Source organism: Roseovarius sp. A46, from assembly GCF_004126395.1.
GTDB lineage: Bacteria > Pseudomonadota > Alphaproteobacteria > Rhodobacterales > Rhodobacteraceae > Roseovarius > Roseovarius nitratireducens.
This window is the reverse complement of sequence record NZ_PVWS01000001.1, coordinates 222638-241687: the sequence shown is the minus strand read 5'-3', so window position 1 is coordinate 241687 and position 19050 is coordinate 222638. Positions and strand designations below refer to the sequence as shown.

24 protein-coding genes are annotated in these 19050 nt (G+C 66.1%); 15 read left to right on the top strand and 9 right to left on the bottom strand.

The genetic code is table 11. The annotated features are described in order from the left end of the window. Positions 1–5 precede the first annotated feature (5 nt). Positions 6–935 (bottom strand): histone deacetylase family protein, encoded by a 930-nt coding sequence (locus C6W92_RS01215; protein WP_129431250.1) that lies wholly within the window; start codon positions 933–935, stop codon positions 6–8. A gap of 95 nt (positions 936–1030) precedes the next feature. On the opposite strand from C6W92_RS01215, the gene C6W92_RS01210 reads away from it, so the two are divergent. From C6W92_RS01210 to C6W92_RS01195, 4 genes are all read left to right on the top strand, one after another. Next, the gene (locus C6W92_RS01210; RefSeq protein ID WP_206735484.1) at positions 1031–2344 is read left to right on the top strand and encodes a mechanosensitive ion channel domain-containing protein; all 1314 of its coding nucleotides are present in this window, start codon (positions 1031–1033) and stop codon (positions 2342–2344) included. A gap of 182 nt (positions 2345–2526) precedes the next feature. Beyond that, entirely contained in the window at positions 2527–2889 is a 363-nt protein-coding gene (gene rsfS / locus C6W92_RS01205) for a ribosome silencing factor (protein ID WP_129431249.1), read from the top strand. Then, complete coding sequence (gene rlmH, locus C6W92_RS01200) at positions 2890–3360, top strand: 23S rRNA (pseudouridine(1915)-N(3))-methyltransferase RlmH (RefSeq protein ID WP_129431248.1); 471 nt, start codon at positions 2890–2892, stop codon at positions 3358–3360. Between the two features lie 114 nt (positions 3361–3474). Further along, on the top strand, positions 3475–4347 hold the full coding sequence (locus tag C6W92_RS01195) for a LysR family transcriptional regulator (protein WP_129431247.1): 873 nt from the start codon (positions 3475–3477) through the stop codon (positions 4345–4347). A gap of 17 nt (positions 4348–4364) precedes the next feature. On the opposite strand, the gene C6W92_RS01190 is transcribed toward C6W92_RS01195, so the two are convergent. Together C6W92_RS01190 and C6W92_RS01185 are read right to left on the bottom strand one after the other, a co-directional pair. Then, positions 4365–5342, bottom strand: a complete 978-nt coding sequence (locus C6W92_RS01190) for a glycosyltransferase 61 family protein (protein WP_164989150.1) — start codon at positions 5340–5342, stop codon at positions 4365–4367. Beyond that, on the bottom strand, positions 5332–5709 hold the full coding sequence (locus tag C6W92_RS01185) for a metalloregulator ArsR/SmtB family transcription factor (RefSeq protein WP_241691036.1): 378 nt from the start codon (positions 5707–5709) through the stop codon (positions 5332–5334). The genes C6W92_RS01190 and C6W92_RS01185 overlap by 11 nt, the downstream gene beginning before the upstream one ends. 136 nt (positions 5710–5845) lie before the next feature. Between C6W92_RS01185 and C6W92_RS01180 the strand changes: the two genes are divergently transcribed. The 11 genes from C6W92_RS01180 to C6W92_RS01130 all read left to right on the top strand — a co-directional run bounded on the left by C6W92_RS01180 (position 5846) and on the right by C6W92_RS01130 (position 14514). Then, entirely contained in the window at positions 5846–6259 is a 414-nt protein-coding gene (locus C6W92_RS01180) for a universal stress protein (protein WP_129431245.1), read from the top strand. Positions 6260–6459: 200 nt separating this feature from the next. Beyond that, positions 6460–6801: an AtpZ/AtpI family protein gene (locus C6W92_RS01175; protein ID WP_129431244.1), complete on the top strand. Its 342-nt coding sequence runs from the start codon at positions 6460–6462 to the stop codon at positions 6799–6801. Beyond that, positions 6791–7573, top strand: a complete 783-nt coding sequence (locus tag C6W92_RS01170; RefSeq protein ID WP_129431243.1) for a F0F1 ATP synthase subunit A — start codon at positions 6791–6793, stop codon at positions 7571–7573. Before C6W92_RS01175 ends, C6W92_RS01170 begins: the two co-directional genes overlap by 11 nt. Before the next feature lie 94 nt (positions 7574–7667). After that, positions 7668–7904, top strand: a complete 237-nt coding sequence (locus C6W92_RS01165) for a F0F1 ATP synthase subunit C (RefSeq protein ID WP_104020126.1) — start codon at positions 7668–7670, stop codon at positions 7902–7904. 91 nt (positions 7905–7995) lie between these two features. Next, on the top strand, positions 7996–8553 hold the full coding sequence (locus tag C6W92_RS01160) for a F0F1 ATP synthase subunit B' (protein WP_129431242.1): 558 nt from the start codon (positions 7996–7998) through the stop codon (positions 8551–8553). Between the two features lie 5 nt (positions 8554–8558). Further along, a complete protein-coding gene (locus C6W92_RS01155; protein WP_129431241.1) occupies positions 8559–9119 on the top strand; it encodes a F0F1 ATP synthase subunit B in 561 nt (186 codons plus the stop codon). Positions 9120–9259: 140 nt separating this feature from the next. Beyond that, a complete protein-coding gene (gor, locus tag C6W92_RS01150; protein ID WP_129431240.1) occupies positions 9260–10615 on the top strand; it encodes a glutathione-disulfide reductase in 1356 nt (451 codons plus the stop codon). A gap of 67 nt (positions 10616–10682) precedes the next feature. Continuing rightward, positions 10683–11828 carry an FtsH protease activity modulator HflK gene (gene hflK / locus C6W92_RS01145; protein ID WP_129431239.1) on the top strand — a complete coding sequence of 382 codons (1146 nt, stop codon included), beginning with the start codon at positions 10683–10685 and terminating at the stop codon, positions 11826–11828. Between the two features lie 4 nt (positions 11829–11832). Further along, on the top strand, positions 11833–12711 hold the full coding sequence (locus C6W92_RS01140) for a protease modulator HflC (protein WP_129431238.1): 879 nt from the start codon (positions 11833–11835) through the stop codon (positions 12709–12711). After that, positions 12708–12905 (top strand): DUF2065 domain-containing protein, encoded by a 198-nt coding sequence (locus C6W92_RS01135; RefSeq protein WP_206735482.1) that lies wholly within the window; start codon positions 12708–12710, stop codon positions 12903–12905. Before C6W92_RS01140 ends, C6W92_RS01135 begins: the two co-directional genes overlap by 4 nt. 211 nt (positions 12906–13116) lie before the next feature. Then, positions 13117–14514, top strand: coding sequence for a DegQ family serine endoprotease (locus C6W92_RS01130; RefSeq protein ID WP_129431295.1), 1398 nt, complete (start codon positions 13117–13119; stop codon positions 14512–14514). Positions 14515–14879: 365 nt separating this feature from the next. Here the strand turns inward: C6W92_RS01130 and C6W92_RS01125 are convergent, their stop codons facing one another. The 6 genes from C6W92_RS01125 to C6W92_RS01100 all read right to left on the bottom strand — a co-directional run bounded on the left by C6W92_RS01125 (position 14880) and on the right by C6W92_RS01100 (position 18942). Then, a complete protein-coding gene (locus tag C6W92_RS01125) occupies positions 14880–15443 on the bottom strand; it encodes a DUF1643 domain-containing protein (RefSeq protein WP_129431237.1) in 564 nt (187 codons plus the stop codon). After that, positions 15440–16345, bottom strand: a complete 906-nt coding sequence (truB, locus tag C6W92_RS01120; protein ID WP_129431236.1) for a tRNA pseudouridine(55) synthase TruB — start codon at positions 16343–16345, stop codon at positions 15440–15442. Before truB ends, C6W92_RS01125 begins: the two co-directional genes overlap by 4 nt. Positions 16346–16385: 40 nt before the next feature. Next, positions 16386–17111, bottom strand: coding sequence for a phosphodiester glycosidase family protein (locus tag C6W92_RS01115; RefSeq protein ID WP_241691037.1), 726 nt, complete (start codon positions 17109–17111; stop codon positions 16386–16388). Positions 17112–17202: 91 nt separating this feature from the next. Further along, positions 17203–17598 (bottom strand): 30S ribosome-binding factor RbfA, encoded by a 396-nt coding sequence (gene rbfA, locus C6W92_RS01110; protein WP_129431234.1) that lies wholly within the window; start codon positions 17596–17598, stop codon positions 17203–17205. Between the two features lie 48 nt (positions 17599–17646). Then, positions 17647–18435 carry a ribose-5-phosphate isomerase RpiA gene (rpiA, locus tag C6W92_RS01105; protein WP_129431233.1) on the bottom strand — a complete coding sequence of 263 codons (789 nt, stop codon included), beginning with the start codon at positions 18433–18435 and terminating at the stop codon, positions 17647–17649. Positions 18436–18516: 81 nt separating this feature from the next. Further along, entirely contained in the window at positions 18517–18942 is a 426-nt protein-coding gene (locus C6W92_RS01100) for a tellurite resistance TerB family protein (RefSeq protein WP_129431232.1), read from the bottom strand. Positions 18943–19050 lie beyond the last annotated feature (108 nt).

The window sequence follows — 19050 nt, the reverse complement described above, 5'->3', positions numbered from 1 at the left end:
CCCCCTCAGCCCAGCCCGCGCACGATGAGCCGATCGACATGCGCCGCGGCACTCTCTGCCAGCGCGTCGAGGTCATAGCCGCCCTCCAGGCAGCTCACCAGCCGCCCGCCGCACAACGTGTCGGCGAGATCGCACAGCCGGTCGGTGATCCAGGCGAAATCCTCGGTCTCCAGCCGCAAATCGGCCAGCGGGTCGTCGGCGTGCGCGTCGAACCCGGCCGAGACGAGGATCAGCTCCGGCGCGAACGCCTCGATCCGGGGAAAAACCTTGTCCTCGTAGAGCCGCCGGAATTCCTCCGAGCCGGTGCCCGGCGCGATGGGCAGGTTCATCACCGTGTCATGCGGCCCGGTCTCGTCCGCCGTGCCAGTGCCGGGCCAGAGCGGGAACTGGTGCGACGAGATGAACAGCGCCCGTGCCTCGTCCTCCAGCAGGTCCTGCGTGCCGTTGCCGTGATGCACGTCGAAATCCACCACCGCCACCCGCGCCAGCCCGTGATGGTCGAGCGCGTGTTTCGCCGCCACCGCCACGTTGCCAAAGAGGCAGAACCCCATCGGCGTCTCGCGCTCGGCATGGTGGCCGGGCGGGCGCGTGGCGACAAAGGCGTTGCCGGCCTCGCCCGCAAGCACCAGATCGACCGCTCTCACCGCGCCCCCGGCGGCGCGATGTGCGGCGGCGAGGCTGCCGGGCGACATCCAGGTATCGGCGTCGAGCTGCGCGATCCCCTCGGCTGGAGCGGCGGAGCGGATGCTGTCCACATAACTCTTGGGATGCACCCGCAGCAGGTCATCCTCGGCCACCAGCGGCGCGGTCACGCGGACCGCCGCCTTGCCTTCCAGCGCCGCCAGCACCCGTACCAGCCGCGCCACCTGCTCGGGATGACCCTGCGGCGTCTCGTGTTGCAGGCAATCGGGATGGGTGATCAGGGCTGTGGTCATGGCGCTCCTCCGTATCCGGCAGGAAAAGACCCGGATTCCTGGCTCTTGTCCAGTGCTGGCTTGTGGCGATGCGGGCCGCGTGCCACTCTCTGCGGATGGAAGGCGACGCCGTCACCCTCACTCAGGACATCGCGCTCGGGCTCTGGGCGCAGGCAGAACTGTTCCTGCGCGGGCTTCTACGTCCGTGGAACGCCTACCAGGTCGGTATCGCCGTGGCCCTCTTCGCCGCCGCGCATCTTGCCAACCGCCTGCTCGGCCCGGTTTGTCACGACTGGATGCGGCGGCGCGAGGGCTGGCCAAAATGGCGGATGCGGCTGCTGGTGATGCTGCACCGGCGGCTGCGGCTCATCTTCTTCGTCATGCTCATGTGGCCCACGGTATGGATCCTGCGCGCCACCACCTGGCCCAGCCGATCCTACATGCTCTCTATCTTCGCCGAACTTGCGCTGGCCTGGCTCACGATCACCATCCTGACCCGGCTCATCGCCAACGGCTTCCTGCGGGCTCTGGTGCGCTATGCCGGGTGGACATGGGCAACGCTCATCATCCTGAACCTCACCGACGAGGCACAGACGCTGCTCGACGGCTTGGCCTTCGAGCTTGGCGAGACGCGGCTCTCGGTGTGGCTCCTCGTGCAGGCAGTGATCGTCATCGGCGTGCTGTTCGCGCTGGCGCGCTTCATCTCGACGGCGAGCGCCGCGCAGGTGCGCAAGAACCAGGACATCTCGCCCTCGATGCAGGTGCTTGTGGTCAAGTTCCTGCAAGTGCTGCTTTACGGCGCGGCGTTCTTCATCGGGCTACGCACGGTCGGGGTCGACCTGACGGGGCTGGCGGTGCTGTCGGGCGCGATCGGCGTGGGGCTCGGCTTCGGCCTGCAAAAGGTGGTGTCCAACCTCGTATCGGGCGTCATCATCCTGCTCGACAAGTCGATCAAGCCCGGCGATGTCATCAGCCTCGGCGAGACCTTCGGCTGGATCAATAGCTTGGGCGCGCGCTACGTCTCGATCACCACGCGCGACGGGCGCGAATACCTCATCCCCAACGAGGACCTGATTACCGGACAGGTGGTCAACTGGTCGCATTCCAACGATTTCGTGCGGCTCGACATCTATTTCGGCACCGCCTACGGCGACGATCCGCACAAGGTACGCAAGGTCGCGAGAGAGGCCGCCAGCGGCGTGACCCGCGTGCTGGCCAGCCCGGAACCGGTCTGCCACATCACTGGTTTCGGCGACAGCAGCGTGGATTACATCCTGCGCTTCTGGATCCGCGATCCCACGCAGGGCCTCACCAACATTCGCGGCAATGTCTATCTGGCCCTGTGGGACGCATTCCAGGAGCACGGAATCTCCATCCCCTTCCCCCAGCGCGAGGTTCGGATGCTCGAGGACGGGCCGCGGGGTGGGTAAATTTCACGCACGTTCCCGCGCGATCGCCCCGCACGCCTGCGCGGTTCATTGAAAAGTCACACTTCTCTTGCTACCTTGATCCCATGTCCGGCACCGGGGCGTAGCGGTGCGTAGCCAAGGAGGACGATGTCCTGTCTCTCATGTCTCACGCGGCCCCTGCCGCTGATTCCCCGGCGGCCCATATGACCCGGCCGCATCAGGCCGATAGCGAAACGCAGCTGGCCGCCATTCTCAAGTCCCTCGACGATGACAAGGCCGAAGACGTCGTGCAGATTGATCTGCGCGGCAAGACGGCAATCGGCGATTACATGGTGATTGCCTCGGGCCGCTCCTCGCGCCAGGTCTCGGCGATCTCGGAAAAGCTGGTCGACCGGCTCAAGCGCGAGCACGGCGTGCCAGCCCGCACCGAGGGGCGCGAAACCGGCGACTGGGTGCTGATCGACACCGGCGACGTGATCGTGCACGTGTTTCGCCCCGAGGTACGCGAGTTCTACCAGCTCGAAAAGATGTGGCTGCCCGCCGGGCAGGCGACGGCCAAGAGCTGAATGCGCGTGCATGTCTGCGCGGTGGGCCGGTTGCGCACCGGCCCGGAACGCGCACTGATCGACGATTACACCACCCGCTTCGACCGGACGGGGCGCGGCCTCGGGCTCGGGCCGCTCACGATCACCGAGGTCGAGGACCGCAGGGGCGGCGGCATGGAAGCCGAGGCCACCCTGCTGGACCGGGCGATCCCCCGCGGCGCCGTGGTGGTGGCCCTTGACGAGCGGGGGCAGGTCATGGGCTCTCCAGAGTTTGCCGACAGGCTCGCCGGGTGGCGCGACAGCGGGCGCGCCGACGTGGCCTTTCTCATTGGCGGGGCCGACGGGCTCGCCCCCGATCTGCGCGCGCGGACCGATCTTGCGCTCTCATTCGGCCGCATGGTCTGGCCGCATATGCTCGCCCGCGTGATGCTCACCGAACAGCTCTACCGCGCCGCCTCGATCCTCGCGGGCAGCCCGTATCACCGGGCCTGACGACTTGAGAGTTTCCGGGCTTCCGATCCCCGGCGCATCTGACGGGAACAAGCCGGATTGCGCCGCCGCGCGCCGCACCGCATACTGCGCGCAAAGCGGGCGGGAGATCGGGCAATGGAGAACTGGGACGAGGTGCGCACCGCCTTTCACGTGGCGCGGATCGGCACGGTAAGCGGCGCGGCAGAGGTGCTCGGCGTGCACCATGCAACAGTCATCCGCCATATCGACGCGCTCGAAGAGCGGCTCGGCGTGCGACTGTTTCAGCGGCATGCGCGCGGCTATACTCCAACCGAGGCAGGCGACGACCTGCTGCGCGTGGCGCAGGCGACCGACGATCAGTTTCACCAGCTGGCGGGCCGGATCAAGGGGCGCGGCAACGAGGTGTCGGGCGAGTTGGTCGTGACCTCGATCGGCGGGCTGAGCCACCTGCTCGCGCCGGTACTGGCAGAGTTCCAGCAGGGCTACCCTGATCTCGTGGTGCGATACCTGACCGGCGACCGCCTCTTTCGGCTGGAATACGGCGAGGCGCATGTCGCGGTTCGCGCGGGCAGCGCACCGGATCAACCCGACAACGTGGTACAGCCGTTCTTCCGACAGGATTTCGCGCTCTTTGCCAGCGAGGGCTACGTGGCGCGGCACGGGATGCCGGAGGGCTGCGACGATTTCGTGCGGCACCGTTTCGTCGGACCCGACGATCCCGAGGCGCGAGCGCCGTTTCATCGCTGGCTCAGGCAAACCGTACCCGCTGCCAATATCGTGTTCCGCTCGGGTGACGTGCACGCGCAACGCAACGCGATCCTCGCCGGGGCGGGGATCGGGTTTGTCTCGGTATTGCAGGCGGCAGAGGTACCGGAGCTGGTGCGGGTAACGCCACCGCGGCCCGAATGGGCGGCACCGCTGTGGCTCGTGACGCACATGGATCTGCACCGCACCACCAAGGTGCAGACGTTCCTCGCCTTCCTCAAGGAGCGCGCGCGCGGCTGGTAAGCAACGCAAATGCCCGCTCAGAGAAAGCCCGCCGCCTGCAATTCGCGGCGCAGTTGGTAAAGCTCGGGCGGCAGGGCGGAGGTGTCCGCCGTGGGCGCCGACAGCCGGGCGAGCGCAGCGGTAGTCCATGGCGTGATCCCGGCGAAGCCGGCGACCTGCCGTACGATGGCATCGAACGACGTTTGCCTTGTACGGCGCTGGATGAGGCCCACGCGCGCCTCCGTGTCCATCACGAACGGCGCGAGGTGAAAGGCCGAACCGTCGGGACCGACGATCACCCGCGCGGCGCGGTAGCACGCGATCTGCTCAACGATGCTGTGGCGCTCGGGATGCACGATGCCGTAGCCCCCCCGTGACATCCATTTCTCGATCCGCCGCTCGTGGGGCACCTGCTGTGCAGGATTCTTGAGGCGGCGGCGCGAAACATAGAGCCGCTCGGGACCGTCGGGGGCGACGGCGGCACACAAATGGCGGCGCATGTAGGCGCGGGCCTCCGGCGTGCCGTGGCTCCATTCGCGGTGGCCAAAGCCCTGCGAGGGCACGAGCGCCACGTCCACACGGGTGGGCCGCTGGACCAAATGCACCGGCAGCCCCTGCCCAAGGATATCGAGCAACGGGCCGAGGCGACGGGCGAGCACGGCGGCGATATCGCGCCCCGCCATCGGGACGAGCGCGATGCCGTCGGGGCGCGGCGCGCCGGGATGGTCGAGCGCCCAAAGACGCGGCAGCGCCTCGAGCAGGAAGTGCCCGAAATGGTGCCGCCCCACCCCGGCATAGAGCCAGCACCCCGGCAAGACATCCGGCGCGTCCGCAGGCGCAAGGGGATCGGCGGTGAAACGGCGCGGGCCGATGCGCGTGCGCGCGGCCGGGACCGCGCGGCCTTCGGCGTCGAGCACGCCGCAGGCATGGCCGCGTCCCGGCGCCATCGGCATGAGGATGGCACCGCTCACCGTTTCGATACGCGCCGGGGGCAGTCGGCGGGGATCAGGGATCATCGCACAACTCGTCGCGGAGAAACCGCTCGAACGCGTCGAGATGGACCGCCTCGAACTGGCCGAAGCCCTGCATCCAGATCGAGGCGTCGCGCAGTGCATCCGGTTCCAGCTTGCACCACTTGACGCGCCCGCGCCGCTCCTGGCTGATAAGCCCGGCGCGGGTGAGGATCGCGAGATGCTTGGAAATCGCCGCGAGGCTCATCTCGAAAGGCTCGGCCACGTCGGTCACGGCCATGTCGTCCTCGAGCAACATGGCGAGGATCGCGCGGCGCGTGGGATCGGCGAGCGCGGCAAAGACCATGTCGAGGGCGTGGGCCTTGTCCATGCCGGTCTTAAGCCCGAGGGGGCGGCTCGCGTCAACGCTCATCACCGCCCGTTCGGGGCAAAACATGCCGTTTTTCGCAGCATTTTGGCCGGAAAGGGGGTTTGATCTGAGACAAGGCAATGTCAGGCTGAGGCAGTTACGGTCCGCAGACCAAACAGGAAACGCGAAAGGAAAGTACATGTTCTCAAAAATCATGGTTCCCGTCGATCTGGTTCATAAGGACACGCTTGCCAAGGCGCTCGACGTCGCCGGGGAGATGGCCAAGCTCTATGGCGCAAGCATCGACGTGGTCAGCGTTGGTGGCGAGCTGCCTAGCGAGCTGGGGCACAATCCGCACGAATTCGGCGACCGGCTCCAGGGCTTTGCCGACGAACTGCGCGAGAAGTACGACGTGACCGTGAAGGCCGACCCGCTGATGGCACATGACCCGGCGGTGGAGACTACGGCAGAGCTGATGAAGGCGATCGACAAGGTCGGCGCGGACCTCGTCATCATGGCCAGCCACGAGCCGGGTTTTTTCGAGCATATTTTCAGCTCGCATGGCGGCTATATCGCTCAGCACGCCAGGTGCTCGGTCTTCGTGGTGCGCTGAAACTCAACCGTTCGGTTGAACATGGCGCGGCCGCCCGTCACGGGCGGTTGACGGCCGCGCCGGGAAATGGCGCCATATTCACATTTCAAAAATACTCAATATATCAATAGGTTGAATATACTTCGCCTGCGCGGATCGCGCGCTTGACTCCGGCTCTCTCTGACCGTAGCACCTACATCAGATTCCGAGAGGGGGCGCAGGTGTCCGATCCAGACGACAGCGAGCGGCTCAGGCAGCTCGACGCACGGATCGCCAAGCTGCGAGGCGACAAGACGAAGCGCCCTCATCAGGAAGAGCACTACAGCCAGGCGCAGCATGGCTGGCGGATGGTGATCGAGCTTGTTGCCGGTTTGTTGATCGGCTTCGGCATGGGATACGGGCTGGACAGCCTGTTCGGCACGCTGCCGGTATTCCTTGTCGTGTTCACATTGCTGGGCCTCGCGGCGGGCATCAAGACGATGATGCGCAGCGCGGCGGAGCTCGCCAAGGACATGAATGCGCCCGGCTCGGGCGAGGACGAAGGGGCGAAGGATGGCGACTGAAGCGCAAGGGGCCGACAGCGGCGGTCTGGTGTTCCACCCGATGGATCAGTTCATCGTGCGGCCGCTGTTCGGCGACGGGGCCGTGGGCCTGTTCACGCTGACCAACGTGACGCTGTGGATGGCGATCGCCGTGGCGGCGGTGTTTGCGCTGCTGGTGCTGGGCACGTCAAAGCGCGCGATCGTGCCGGGGCGCACCCAATCCATCGCCGAGCTGGCCTATGACTTCGTCCGCAAGATGGTAGAGGACGTGGCAGGCAAGGACGCGCTGCCGTTTTTCCCCTACATCATGACGCTGTTCATGTTCATCGTTTTCGCCAATTTCCTCGGCCTTCTGCCGATGGCCTTCACCACCACGAGCCACCTCGCGGTGACCGTCGTGCTGGCGCTTCTGGTGTTTTTCACGGTGACAATCCTCGGCTTCGTCAAGCATGGCGTGGGGTTCCTGGGCCTGTTCTGGATCACCGCCGCGCCGCTGCCGCTGCGACCGATCCTCGCGCTGATCGAGGTGATTTCCTACTTCGTGCGCCCGGTCAGCCACTCCATTCGTCTCATGGGCAACATGATGGCCGGCCACGCCGTCATAAAGGTGTTCGCGGCCTTCGCGCCGATGATCGCGCTGTCGGTCGGGGTGGGCATCCTTGTCACGCCGCTGTCGATCCTCGCGATCTCAGCCATATACGCGCTCGAGGTGCTGGTGGCCTTCATCCAGGCCTACGTGTTCACGATCCTGACCTGCGTGTATCTGCGCGACGCGCTGCATCCGCATCACTAAGCCGGGCCACGCGCCCCTGACATAGACAAGCGGCGGGTTCGCCCGCCTGACGACCAACAGACCAATGCCAATTCCAGCGTAAGGAGAGATCACTATGGAAGGCGATATCGTTCAAATGGGTGCTTACATCGGTGCAGGCCTGGCATGTACCGGCATGGGCGGCGCCGCCGTCGGTGTGGGCCACGTCGTCGGCAACTACCTGTCGGGCGCGCTGCGCAACCCGTCGGCAGCCGGCGGCCAGATCGCGACCATGTTCATCGGCATCGCGTTCTCGGAAGCGCTCGGGATCTTCTCGTTCCTCGTCGCGCTTCTGCTGATGTTCGCCGTCTGATCGCTCAGGGCCCGAACCTTGCGGCCGGGTGGCGGCCATGCTTGCCTGCCACCCGGAATTCGCGGAAAGTTCCTGAGGGAGGACGTCTGTCATGGCAACCGAAACGCATGATGCCCTGAGCGCCACTGCAAGTGCCTGTCTCAGTAGCGGAGGTAGCCCATCCGATATGCCGCAACTTTGCGGTGCTTGGTTCGGCAACCAGATCTTCTGGCTCGCCATCGCGCTGATCGTGCTCTACTTCATCCTGTCGCGTATCGCGCTTCCGCGCATCGCGGCGGTGCTGGCAGAGCGGCAAGGCACCATCACCAACGATCTCGCCGCCGCCGAGGATCTCAAGGCCAAGGCCACCGAAGCGGAAGAGGCCTACAAACAGGCGCTCGCCGACGCCAAGGCCGAGGCACAAAAGATCATCGCCGAGACCAAGGCGTCGATCAAGAAAGACCTCGACCGTGCCAACGAGGAGGCCGACGCCGAGATCAAGGCCAAGACCGCCGAGGGTGAGAAGAAGATCGCCGAGATCCGCGAAGGCGCGCTCGACGCCGTCAAGGAGGTGGCCAAGGACGTCACCACCGAGCTTGTGGCCTCGATGGGCCAGAAGGCCGACGGTCGCAGCGTGAGCGCAGCGGTCAACGCCCGGATGAAAGGATGAGTGCGATGCGCAAGCTGACCCTGACCGTGGCCGCCACGCTCGCCGCCAGCCCGGCCTTCGCGGCGTCCGGCCCGTTCTTCTCGCTGTTCAACACCAATTTCGTGGTGCTGATCGCGTTCCTGATCTTCATAGGGGTGCTGATCTACCTCAAGGTGCCGGGCTTGCTGGGCGCAAAGCTTGACGAGCGCGCGGCGTCTATCAGGTCCGACCTCGACGAGGCCCGCCAGCTGCGCGAAGAGGCGCAGAAGGTGCTGGCCAGCTACGAGCGCAAGCAGAAAGAGGCGCAGGACCATGCCGACCGCATCGTCGTGCAGGCCCGCGAGGAGGCCGAGCAGGCCGCCATCGACGCCAAGGAAGAGATCAAGCGCTCGATCGCGCGTCGGCTTCAGGCCGCCGAGGACCAGATCGCCAGCGCCGAGGCGCGCGCCGTGCGCGACGTGCGCGATCAGGCAATCGCCGTGGCCACCGCCGCCGCGCGCGACGTGATCGCCAAGCAGATGAGCGCCGCCGACGGCGATGCGCTCATCGACGCGGCGATCGGCGAGGTCGAATCCAAGCTGCACTGACGCCCCAAAGCGAAAGCCATCGCAACGGGGCCGCGTTCCGAAAGGATCGCGGCCCCGTTGTTTTTCGCGTCACGATTGGGGGTTTCACATTGCCGCGTTGCTGAGATATGTCGGCGGAGCAAGGTAGGGAGCCGATTGGCATGTCATTCGACTACGACCTTTTCGTGATTGGCGGCGGTTCGGGCGGGGTGCGCGCGGCGCGCGTCGCGGCCCAGGGCGGCGCGCGCGTGGCGCTCGCCGAGGAAAGCCGCTATGGCGGCACCTGCGTGATCCGCGGCTGCGTACCCAAGAAGCTGATGGTCTTTGCATCGGAATACCCCGAAGCCATCGCCGAGGCGCAGGCCTATGGCTGGACGGTGCACGCGGGCGGCTTTGACTGGGCAACGTTCCGTGCCAAGCTCGATGCCGAGCTCGACCGGCTGGAAGGCGTCTATCGCGGCATCCTGAGCAATAATGGCGTGACAACATTCGACATGCGCGCGCGGCTCGCCGATCCACATACCGTCGAGCTGGCCGATGGCACGCGGGTCAGCGCGCGGCACATCCTGATTGCCGCCGGCGGCCACCCCGTCCGGCCCGATCTGCCCGGCGCCGAGCACGCGCTGGTCAGCGACGACATCTTCCGCCTCGAGCGGCTGCCGAAATCCATCCTTGTCATAGGCGGTGGTTATATCGCCTGCGAGTTCGCCTGTATCCTCAACGGCCTCGGCGTAGAGGTGACGCAGTTCTACCGCGGCGCACAGATCCTCCGCGGATTTGACGGCGAGGCACGCGGCCTTGTGTCGGACGAGATGATCCAATCGGGGGTAAACCTGCATCTCGGCACCAATATCGAGGCGATGGAGCCGTTCGAAGGCGGCTACCGTGTGACCGCCACAAACGGCACCGAGGCCACGTTCGAGGAGGTGATGTTCGCCACCGGGCGCGCCCCCAACACGCGGGACATGGGGTTGAAAGAGGCCGGGGTGAACCTTGGGCGCAAGGGCGAAATCGTGGTCGATGACTACAGCCAGACAAGCGTGCCCTCGGTCTATGCCATCGGCGACGTGACCGACCGGGTCAACCTCACGCCTGTGGCGATCCGCGAGGGCATGGCCTTTGTGGAAACCGTCTTCAACGGCAACCCGACGCCGGTGGACCACGACCTGATCCCCACCGCGATCTTTACCCAACCCGAGATGGGCACCGTGGGCCTGAGCGAGGAGGACGCCCGCGAGCGCGGGCCGGTGGAGATCTACGCCACCTCGTTCAAACCCATGCGCGAGAGCTTTGCCGGGCGCGGCGCCCGGGTGCTGATGAAGCTGGTAGTCTGCGCCGATACGCGCCGCGTGCTGGGCTGTCATATCGTAGCCCCCGGTGCGGGCGAGATGATACAATTGGCCGGGATCGCGGTGAAGATGGGGGCGACCAAGGAAGATTTTGATCGCACCGTAGCGGTGCACCCGACCATGTCGGAAGAGATCGTAACGATGAAAACGCCTGCACGGACCGCTTGATTTTCTGGGGTTCACGCACAGGTAAGAACGAGGTCCGCCAAAGGCGGAAAAGCAAGGGAAGGTTAGCATGGCTGGAAATAATGGCGGCCCGTGGGGCGGTGGCGGCGATCGCGGCGGCGATGACGACCGTCGCCCGCCAAGCGGCGGCAGGCGCCCCCCCGAAGGCGGGCAACTCCCCGAAATCGACGAGCTTGTGCGCAAGGGGCAGGATCAACTCCGTGTCCTGATGGGCGGGCGCGGCGGCGGTGGCCGGGGCGGCGCCGGCGGCGGCGGCGAGGGCCCGCAATTCGGCCGCGGCACCATTGGCCTCGCGGTGCTGGGTGCCGTGGCAGTCTGGCTTTTTGCCAGCGTATACACGGTCAAGCCCGAGGAGCAGTCGGTCGAGCTTTTCCTCGGCGAGTATTACGCGACCGGCAATCCCGGCCTCAATTTCGCGCCGTGGCCGGTGGCGACCTACGACATCGTCAACGTCACCTCGGAGCGGACCGAGAATATCGGCCAGCGCAGCAATGTCGGCAACGAGGGGCTGATGCTGACCACCGATGCCAATATCGTGGACATCAATTTCCAGGTGGTCTGGAACATCTCTGACCCGTCCAAGCTCCTGTTCAACATTCGCGATCCGCAACTGACGGTGCAGGCGGTGTCGGAATCGGTGATGCGCGAGATCATCGCCGCATCAAATCTCGGGCCGATCCTCAACCGCGATCGCGGGATCATCGCGGACAGCGCGATGGAGAACATCCAGGCGACGCTGGACGAGTACGAGAGCGGCATCCGTATCGTGCGCGTCAACCTCGACAAGGCCGACCCGCCGCGCGAGGTGATCGACGCGTTCCGCGAGGTGCAAGCCGCCGAGCAGGAGCGCGACCGTCTGCAACGGCAGGCCGACGCCTATGCCAATCGCGTGCTGGCGGAGTCGCGCGGTGAAGCCGCGCAGATCCTCGCCGAGGCCGAGGGCTACCGGGCCCGCGTGGTCAACGAGGCCCGCGGTGACGCGAGCCGTTTCACCTCGGTCCTGACGGAATATACCAAGGCCCCCGAGGTCACGCGCAAGCGGCTCTATCTCGAGCGGATGGAACAGGTGCTGGGCGATATCGACAAGACGATCCTCGACCAGTCAATCGTCGGAAGCGAGGGGGGCAGCAGTGTCGTGCCCTACCTGCCGCTGAACGAGTTGCGCCGCAACACCACGACAAGCGAAGGAAACTGAGATCATGGGCAAGATCAAATTTCTCATCCCGTTCCTCGTGGTGGTTGGCTTCCTCGGGCTCTCGTCCGTCTTCGTAGTGGACGAGCGCGAAAATGTGCTGGTGCTGCAATTCGGCCAGATCAAGGCTGTTCACGCCGATCCGGGACTCAACTTCAAGATCCCCTTCATCCAGGAGGTGGTGCGCTATGACGACCGCATCCTGTCTCTCGATACCGACACGATCGAGGTAACGCCCTCGGACGACCGCCGGCTCATCGTCGATGCCTTTGCCCGCTACCGCATCCGCGACGTGGTGCAGTTCCGGCAAGCGGTCGGCATCGGTGGCATGGCCTTGGCCGAGGACCGGCTTGTGTCGGTACTCAACGCGCAGATCCGCGAGGTGCTGGGTGCCGATCAGGTGACATCCGATTCGATCCTGTCGCCGGAACGCAGCGAGCTCGCCAAGCGCATCCGTGCGCAGGCGCGCACCAGTGCTGAGGGCCTCGGGCTGGAAATCGTCGACGTGCGGCTCAAGCAGACCAACCTGCCGGATCAGAACCTCGACGCCACGTTCGCCCGGATGCGCGCCGAGCGTGAACGCGAAGCCGCCGACGAGATCGCCCGTGGTAACGAGGCGGCGCAGCGCGTGCGCGCGCAGGCCGACCGGACGGTGACCGAAACGGTGTCGGATGCCGAGCGCGAGGCACAGGTGATCCGCGGCGAGGCAGATGCCACGCGCAACGCGGTCTATGCCGAGGCATACGGGGCGGACACCGAGTTCTTTGCCTTCTACCGCTCGCTCGAAGCCTATGAAAATGCGCTTCAGGGCAGCAATTCCTCGATGGTGATGACGCCCGACAGCGAGTTCTTCGACTACCTGCGCTCGGGCAACGTGCAGGAATGATCGAAACCGCGCTTCTGGCCCTCGGGCTGGTGCTGATCGTGGAGGGGCTGGTCTATGCGCTGGCCCCTTCGCTCATTGACCGGATGCTGGTTGCGCTGGCGGCGTTCCCGCCCGAGGCGCGTCGCCTGATGGGGCTGCTGGCCCTGATAATCGGGCTCGCGCTGGTATGGGCGGCCAAGGCGCTGGGCGCTTGAATTCACGGCGCAGGTACGGTCACATCTCTGTGATCGAATGTTACAGCCTTGGCGAAAGGGGCGGCGGCACTTACATCTGATCCATCCACCGGGAGCGGCGCGGCCATCGCGCGCGATCCCGACGACATGAACCAGAGGAGATTTTGGCGTGACCAACCCGAACATTGCCGCTACGCGATCCACAACCGGGGCCGTGCGGGCCGTGTGGCTCATGGCGCTGACCGTGGCGCTGCTGCTGGCGCAGGGGGTCGCCGCGCGCGCCCTGCCCGAGAGTTTCGCCGACCTGGCCGACGAGATCAGCCCCGCCGTGGTCAACATCACGACCTCGACCACGGTCGAGCAAGGCACCGGGCCCCTGCCGATGGTGCCCGAGGGTTCGCCGTTCGAGGATTTCTTCGAGCGGTTCCGCGACCAGATGCCAGAGGAGGACCGCCCGCGCCGGTCCTCGGCGCTGGGCTCGGGCTTCGTGATTTCCGAAGATGGCTACGTGGTCACCAACAACCACGTCATCGACAAGGCCGACGAGATCGACATCGAGTTTTTCTCGGGCGAGAAACTTTCGGCCACGGTGGTCGGCACCGATCCCAAGACCGACATCGCGCTCCTGAAGGTAGAGCCTCAAAAGCCGCTCCCGTTCGTCAAGTTCGGCGATAGCGACACCGCCCGCGTGGGCGATTGGGTGCTGGCGATGGGCAACCCGCTCGGACAGGGCTTCTCGCTCTCTGCCGGGATCGTCTCGGCGCGCAACCGGGCGCTGTCGGGCACCTATGACGACTACATCCAGACCGACGCGGCGATCAACCGCGGCAATTCGGGCGGTCCGCTCTTCAACATGGCGGGCGACGTGGTCGGCGTGAACACCGCGATTCTCAGCCCCACCGGCGGCTCCATCGGGATCGGCTTCTCGATGGCATCGAACGTGGTCAAGCGCGTGGTCGATCAGCTCAAGGAATACGGCGAGACGCGGCGCGGCTGGCTGGGCGTGCGTATCCAGGACGTGACCGAGGATGTGGCCGAGGCGATGGGCCTCGAAAAGGTCGCCGGCGCCCTGGTCACCGACGTGCCCGAAGGCCCCGCCGCCGAAGCCGGGATGCAGGCGGGCGACGTGATCCTCAGCTTCGATGGTCGTGACGTCGAGGACACCCGCGGCCTCGTGCGGCAGGTGGGCAACACTGCCGTGGGCAAGACCGTGCGCGTCGTCGTCTTTCGAGACGGCAAGACCAAGACGCTCAAGGTAACACTCGGTCGCCGCGAAGTGGCCGAAGGGTCGATCCCCGTTGCGCAACCCGGCAAGCCCGAGGCCCCGCAGGAGAAATCCATGATGGGCCTGACGCTCAAGCCGCTCGACGACGAACTTCGCGCGCAACTCGAGCTGGACGCGACTGCCACCGGGCTCGTGGTCACCGAGGTGGACGAGATGTCCGAAGCCTACGAAAAGGGCCTGCGCGCGGGCGATGTCATCACCGAGGCGGGTCAGCAGAAGGTCGCGAGCATCTCCGATCTCGACGCGCGCATTGCCGAGGCGCGCGAAGCGGGGCGCAAGTCGCTGCTGCTCTTGGTGCGCCGCGCGGGCGAGCCGCGCTTCGTCGCACTCAACATCGCGGAATAGCCGGGGATTTCCCCGCGCCGGTGAAGGGCCCCGCGTCGCGGGGCCCTTTGTCGTTTGGCGGTGCGGTTCATCAGGGGCGGTTCGGGCCTGATGCGGACCCTCACAGCTTGGTGCCAATGCGCGGAATAAAGGCGCGTTTACGCGCCGCCGCGCAGCGCCCGACCGCCCCCCGGGCGGGCGCTTTTGCAACGTTTAAGCCCGCACAATCGTTGAAGTATTTTACACCATAAAGTAAGGACCACACCCGTTTGAGCGCCCACCCGCAGTCGGGCGCTGCGCGGCTCCTCGACCGTTGTATGTAATGGCAGCTCAAGGCCAACACCCTCCCTCCATCCCGCCAGATCGGGCCGTGGTCCTGCGCGCCCTCAACCCGGCAGCGGAAACTCCGCAAGGGCTGCGTCCTTGCGCAGGTAGAGCGGGTGCTTGGCCGAGCCGTCCTTGTTGAGGCCAAAGCATTTGAGCGGTCGCCCGGTGCCGGCAAGCGCGGCGATGGCGGCGCGCACGGTGCCCGCGTAGCGGGGGTGCAGGCGGCCATAGGCCATGACCACCAGTTCGGCCTCTTGCGCCATTGCCACCAGTGCGGGGATGTTGGCCGGGCTGCACGCCTCGTCCGGGTCGGCGGGCAGGTCTCGCGGCGAGGTAGCGCGCCAGTCGAGCACGTTGCCCTTGAGATAGCGGGTATATCCCCAGTCACGGGCAAAGGTCAGCTCGCGGTGACAGGTGGGATCCGAGGCAGAGGCGCTCGCCACCGAGGGGTTCATGCCCACGAAGAGAACGGCGCGCGGCGCCTCTCCGGGCGCGGTCCAGTCGCGGGAGAGCGATTGGCGATAGCGTCCGCACGGGGAAAAACCGGCCTCGCCGCGCACGCCTTCGGGCAGGCGCAGGCGCACCTTGCCGCCCGGGTCGTGCCGATCCTCGGGCGCGGTCATCGGTTGAACACGCGCGAGGGGTGCAACTCGCCCGCCTTGTAGCGGCCCACGGCGATGGCGCGCCCGTCCTCGGCGGCCCAGCACTCTTCGCCATACTCGACGCCCGAGGCGATCACCATGCCGGGATTGCCGTTCTTGAGCCGTGCCACGCCCTCTGGCGTGGCGGCGACCATGGGCAGATCGGCGAGCCCCTCCTCGAGCGGGCGAAGATGCACATCGAGATCTGGGCCGCGCGCCAGCGCCTCTATGGTCTCCATGCTGACACCGTCCTCGGCATCGAACGGGCCGGACCATGTGCGGCGCAGCGTCACCACGTGGCCGAAACAGCCCAGCGCGCGGCCCAGGTCGCGGGCAACGGACCGCACGTAACCGCCCTTGCCGCAGGTCATCTCGATCACGGCGTGATCGGGATCGGGGCGGTCGGCGAGCACGATCTCCTCGACCCAGAGCGGTCGGGCCGCGACCTCGAAATCCTCGCCGTCGCGGGCGCGCTTGTAGGCGCGCTCACCGTCGATCTTGACCGCCGAGAAGCGCGGCGGCACCTGCATGATCTCTCCGAGGAAGGCACCGAGCGCGTCCTTGATCTGCGCGTCCGTGGGGCGCGCGTCGCTCTCGTCGGTCACCTCGCCCTCGGCGTCGTCGGTATTGGTGGCCTGCCCCAGCCGCACGGTAAAGCGATAGGCCTTGAGTGCGTCGGTGATATAAGGGACGGTCTTGGTCGCCTCGCCCAGCGCGATGGCGAGCACGCCGGTCGCCTCCGGGTCGAGCGTGCCGGCATGGCCCGCCTTCTTCGCATCAAGCGCCCATTTCACCTTGTTCACCACGGCGGTGGAGGTCAGCCCCGCGGGCTTGTCCACCACCAGCCATCCGGAAATGTCGCGGCCCTTGGGCTTTCGTGCCATCCTTCGGTCCTGTCCCTGTCCCTCGATCAGGCGCAAGGGCCTAGTCGAGCGGAACCCCCTCGTCAACCACGACACCGAGGATGGGGCCGAGCGGCAGAAGGCCCTGATCCGAGCGGTTCAGCCCCGGCGCGTGGAGCCGCGACACCTTGCCATCGAGATAGAGCGCTTGGCGCGCGCCGATATGGTCGCGGAAGACGCGGGCGAAGCGGTGGAAATTCACCGGCGCGTCGGAGATGAGAAACCACGCGCGCCGCCCGTCGGCGGAGGTGCCGACGCCGTTGCGAATGAAGCGGCTGTCGCTGTCCTCGATAAAGCGCGGGTGCAGCGCTCCGTCGATCACCAGCATCGGCCCCGATTGGGTGGCAAAGCGGCAGGCGGGGGCCTCGCGGGCGAATTCGCGCGATTCGATCACGTCGGCGCGGTCCTCGCGCAGGCAGAACACACCGTTGGGCAGCATCCCGAAATTACCGGGTCCGGCGCGCGTGACGAGCGGGGCGATCTTGCGCCCCGCCTCGACATGGAGCCCGACGGGGCGGCGGTCGGGATGATACATGCCGCCATTCATCGCGAAGGCGAGGCGCTGGCCCTGTTTCTCCAGCAGCCGCTCGACATTGGCAAAGCTGCCGAGAAGCGTATCGCTGCCGGGATCGTTGAGAAACAGGCGGATATCGTCGCGCGCGGCGTCGGCCTCGCACAGCGTGTAATCCGCACCCTCGACGGTGATCGCGCGACACGAGGCAGCGGATGCAGGAGCGACAAGAGACAGGACGAGGGGAGCGAGGAGGAGAAAGACGGCGGCGATTGGGCGGCGGCACAAGAAGGCGCACATAACCCGGTACAAGCTCAATGGACCGAGCCTACCCCTCCACATCCCGGCGCACCTTTTCATCCTCGAAGAGCCGGCGCGTCTCGTCCATCTGGTCAAAGGTCTCGTCGAGGCGAAAGCGCAGGTCGGGCGTAAACTTGAGCCCCGCTTTGCGGCCGATGATGCGGCGCAGCTCGGCCTTGTTGCGTGCGAGGAACTCGATTGCCTCGCCCTGCGCCTCGCCGCCCAGCGGCATCACGAAGGCGGTGGCGATCTTGAGATCGGGCGAGCAGCGCACCTCTCCCACCGTGATCGACAGGCGGTTCAGTTCGGGGTCGTGGATGTCGCCGCGCATCAGCACCTCCGAGAGCGTGCGGCGAACGAGTTCACCGACGCGGAGTTGCCGCTGCGAGGGGCCGGGGCCGTCATGTGTGCGGTTCTTTGCCATTGCGCCGATCTAATCCTTCGCGCGGGCCGTGCCAACCGGCGGCAGGGCTCAATCGTCGAGATCGGCGAAGAGATTCTCGCTCTCGACGAAATCTATCCGTTCCTTGGCCACGGTGCCGTCGTTGATGTCGCGCGTTTCCACCCGGCCATCGCCAAAACCGAGAATCACCACGTCGCAGATATCGAGGAACAGACCGTTCTCGACCACCCCCGGCATCTGGTTGAGCGCCATCGAAAGCCGGTGCGGGTGGCCGATGCGGGCAAGGTGCAGATCGACGATATAATTGCCCTCGTCGGTGACGAAGGGACGGTCGCCATTCATCCGCAGTGACGCATCGCGCCCGAGCACGTCCATGTTGATGAGCAGTTCCTCGATCAGCGATTTCGTGGTCTGCCAACCGAACGGGATCACCTCGACCGGCAGCGGAAAGGCGCCGAGATGCTCGACCTCCTTGCCGATATCGGCGATCACGATCATCTGGTCGCTGGCGGTGGCGACGATCTTTTCCTGCAACAGCGCCCCGCCGCCACCCTTGATCAGGTTGAGGTTTGCATCGAACTCATCCGCGCCGTCGATGGTCACGTCCAGCCATTTCGCCTCGTCGAGGCTGATGACCTCGATGCCCACCTCGCGGGCAAGCTCGGCGGTGCGGGTGGAGGTCGGCACGCCCTTGATCTTGAGCCCGTCCTCGCGCACCAATTCGCCGAGGCAGCGCACCATCCACGCTGCGGTAGACCCGGTGCCAAGCCCCACGCGCATCCCGTCCTCGATGTAGTCGACCGAACGTTTGGCAGCGACGAACTTGGCCTTGTCGATGGGCGAAAGCTCTCCGGTCATGGCGGCGTCCCTCCAGGCTGTGGCACCTGACGTTATAGGCGCGTTGCGGTGGCGGCGCGAGTGGCAATCGCCGTCCCGCACTCAGATCGTGAGGTGGCGCGCGCGCGCGCCACGCTCGATCGCGGCGGCGTGCAGCCGATCAATATCGAGCTCGTAGCGCATTTCCTCCAACAGCCGCAACTCACGGTCGTTGAGCGTGCCATCGGCCGCCGCAACGTCGCAGGCAAGCGCGTAGGCGGTCTCGTTCAGCGCCTCGGGCAGGTTGGCACGCATGAGACCAAACAGCGCGTCAAGCCCGTCCTCGACCGAGAACAGGTCGAACACCGTCTGCGACATCACGCGCAGCCGGTCGAGATCGTAGCTGGCAAAGATGGGCAGGTTGTTGATCGTGCTCTCGATCTTGACGAGTTCGGCGGTTCGCATGTTCTCGTCGGAGGCGGAGACCGCGATCATCAGGGCGACGAGGCAATCCTGCGGCGAGAGCGAGTGGGGGATCGGGTCTGACATGGGGGGGCCTTTCAGGGGGCGCGTGTTGCGGTGCAGAATATTGACTGTCTCGCGCCCCGGCAATAGGAACCCGCAAGGTCGCGCGGGCCATTGCCTGCGACAAAACCG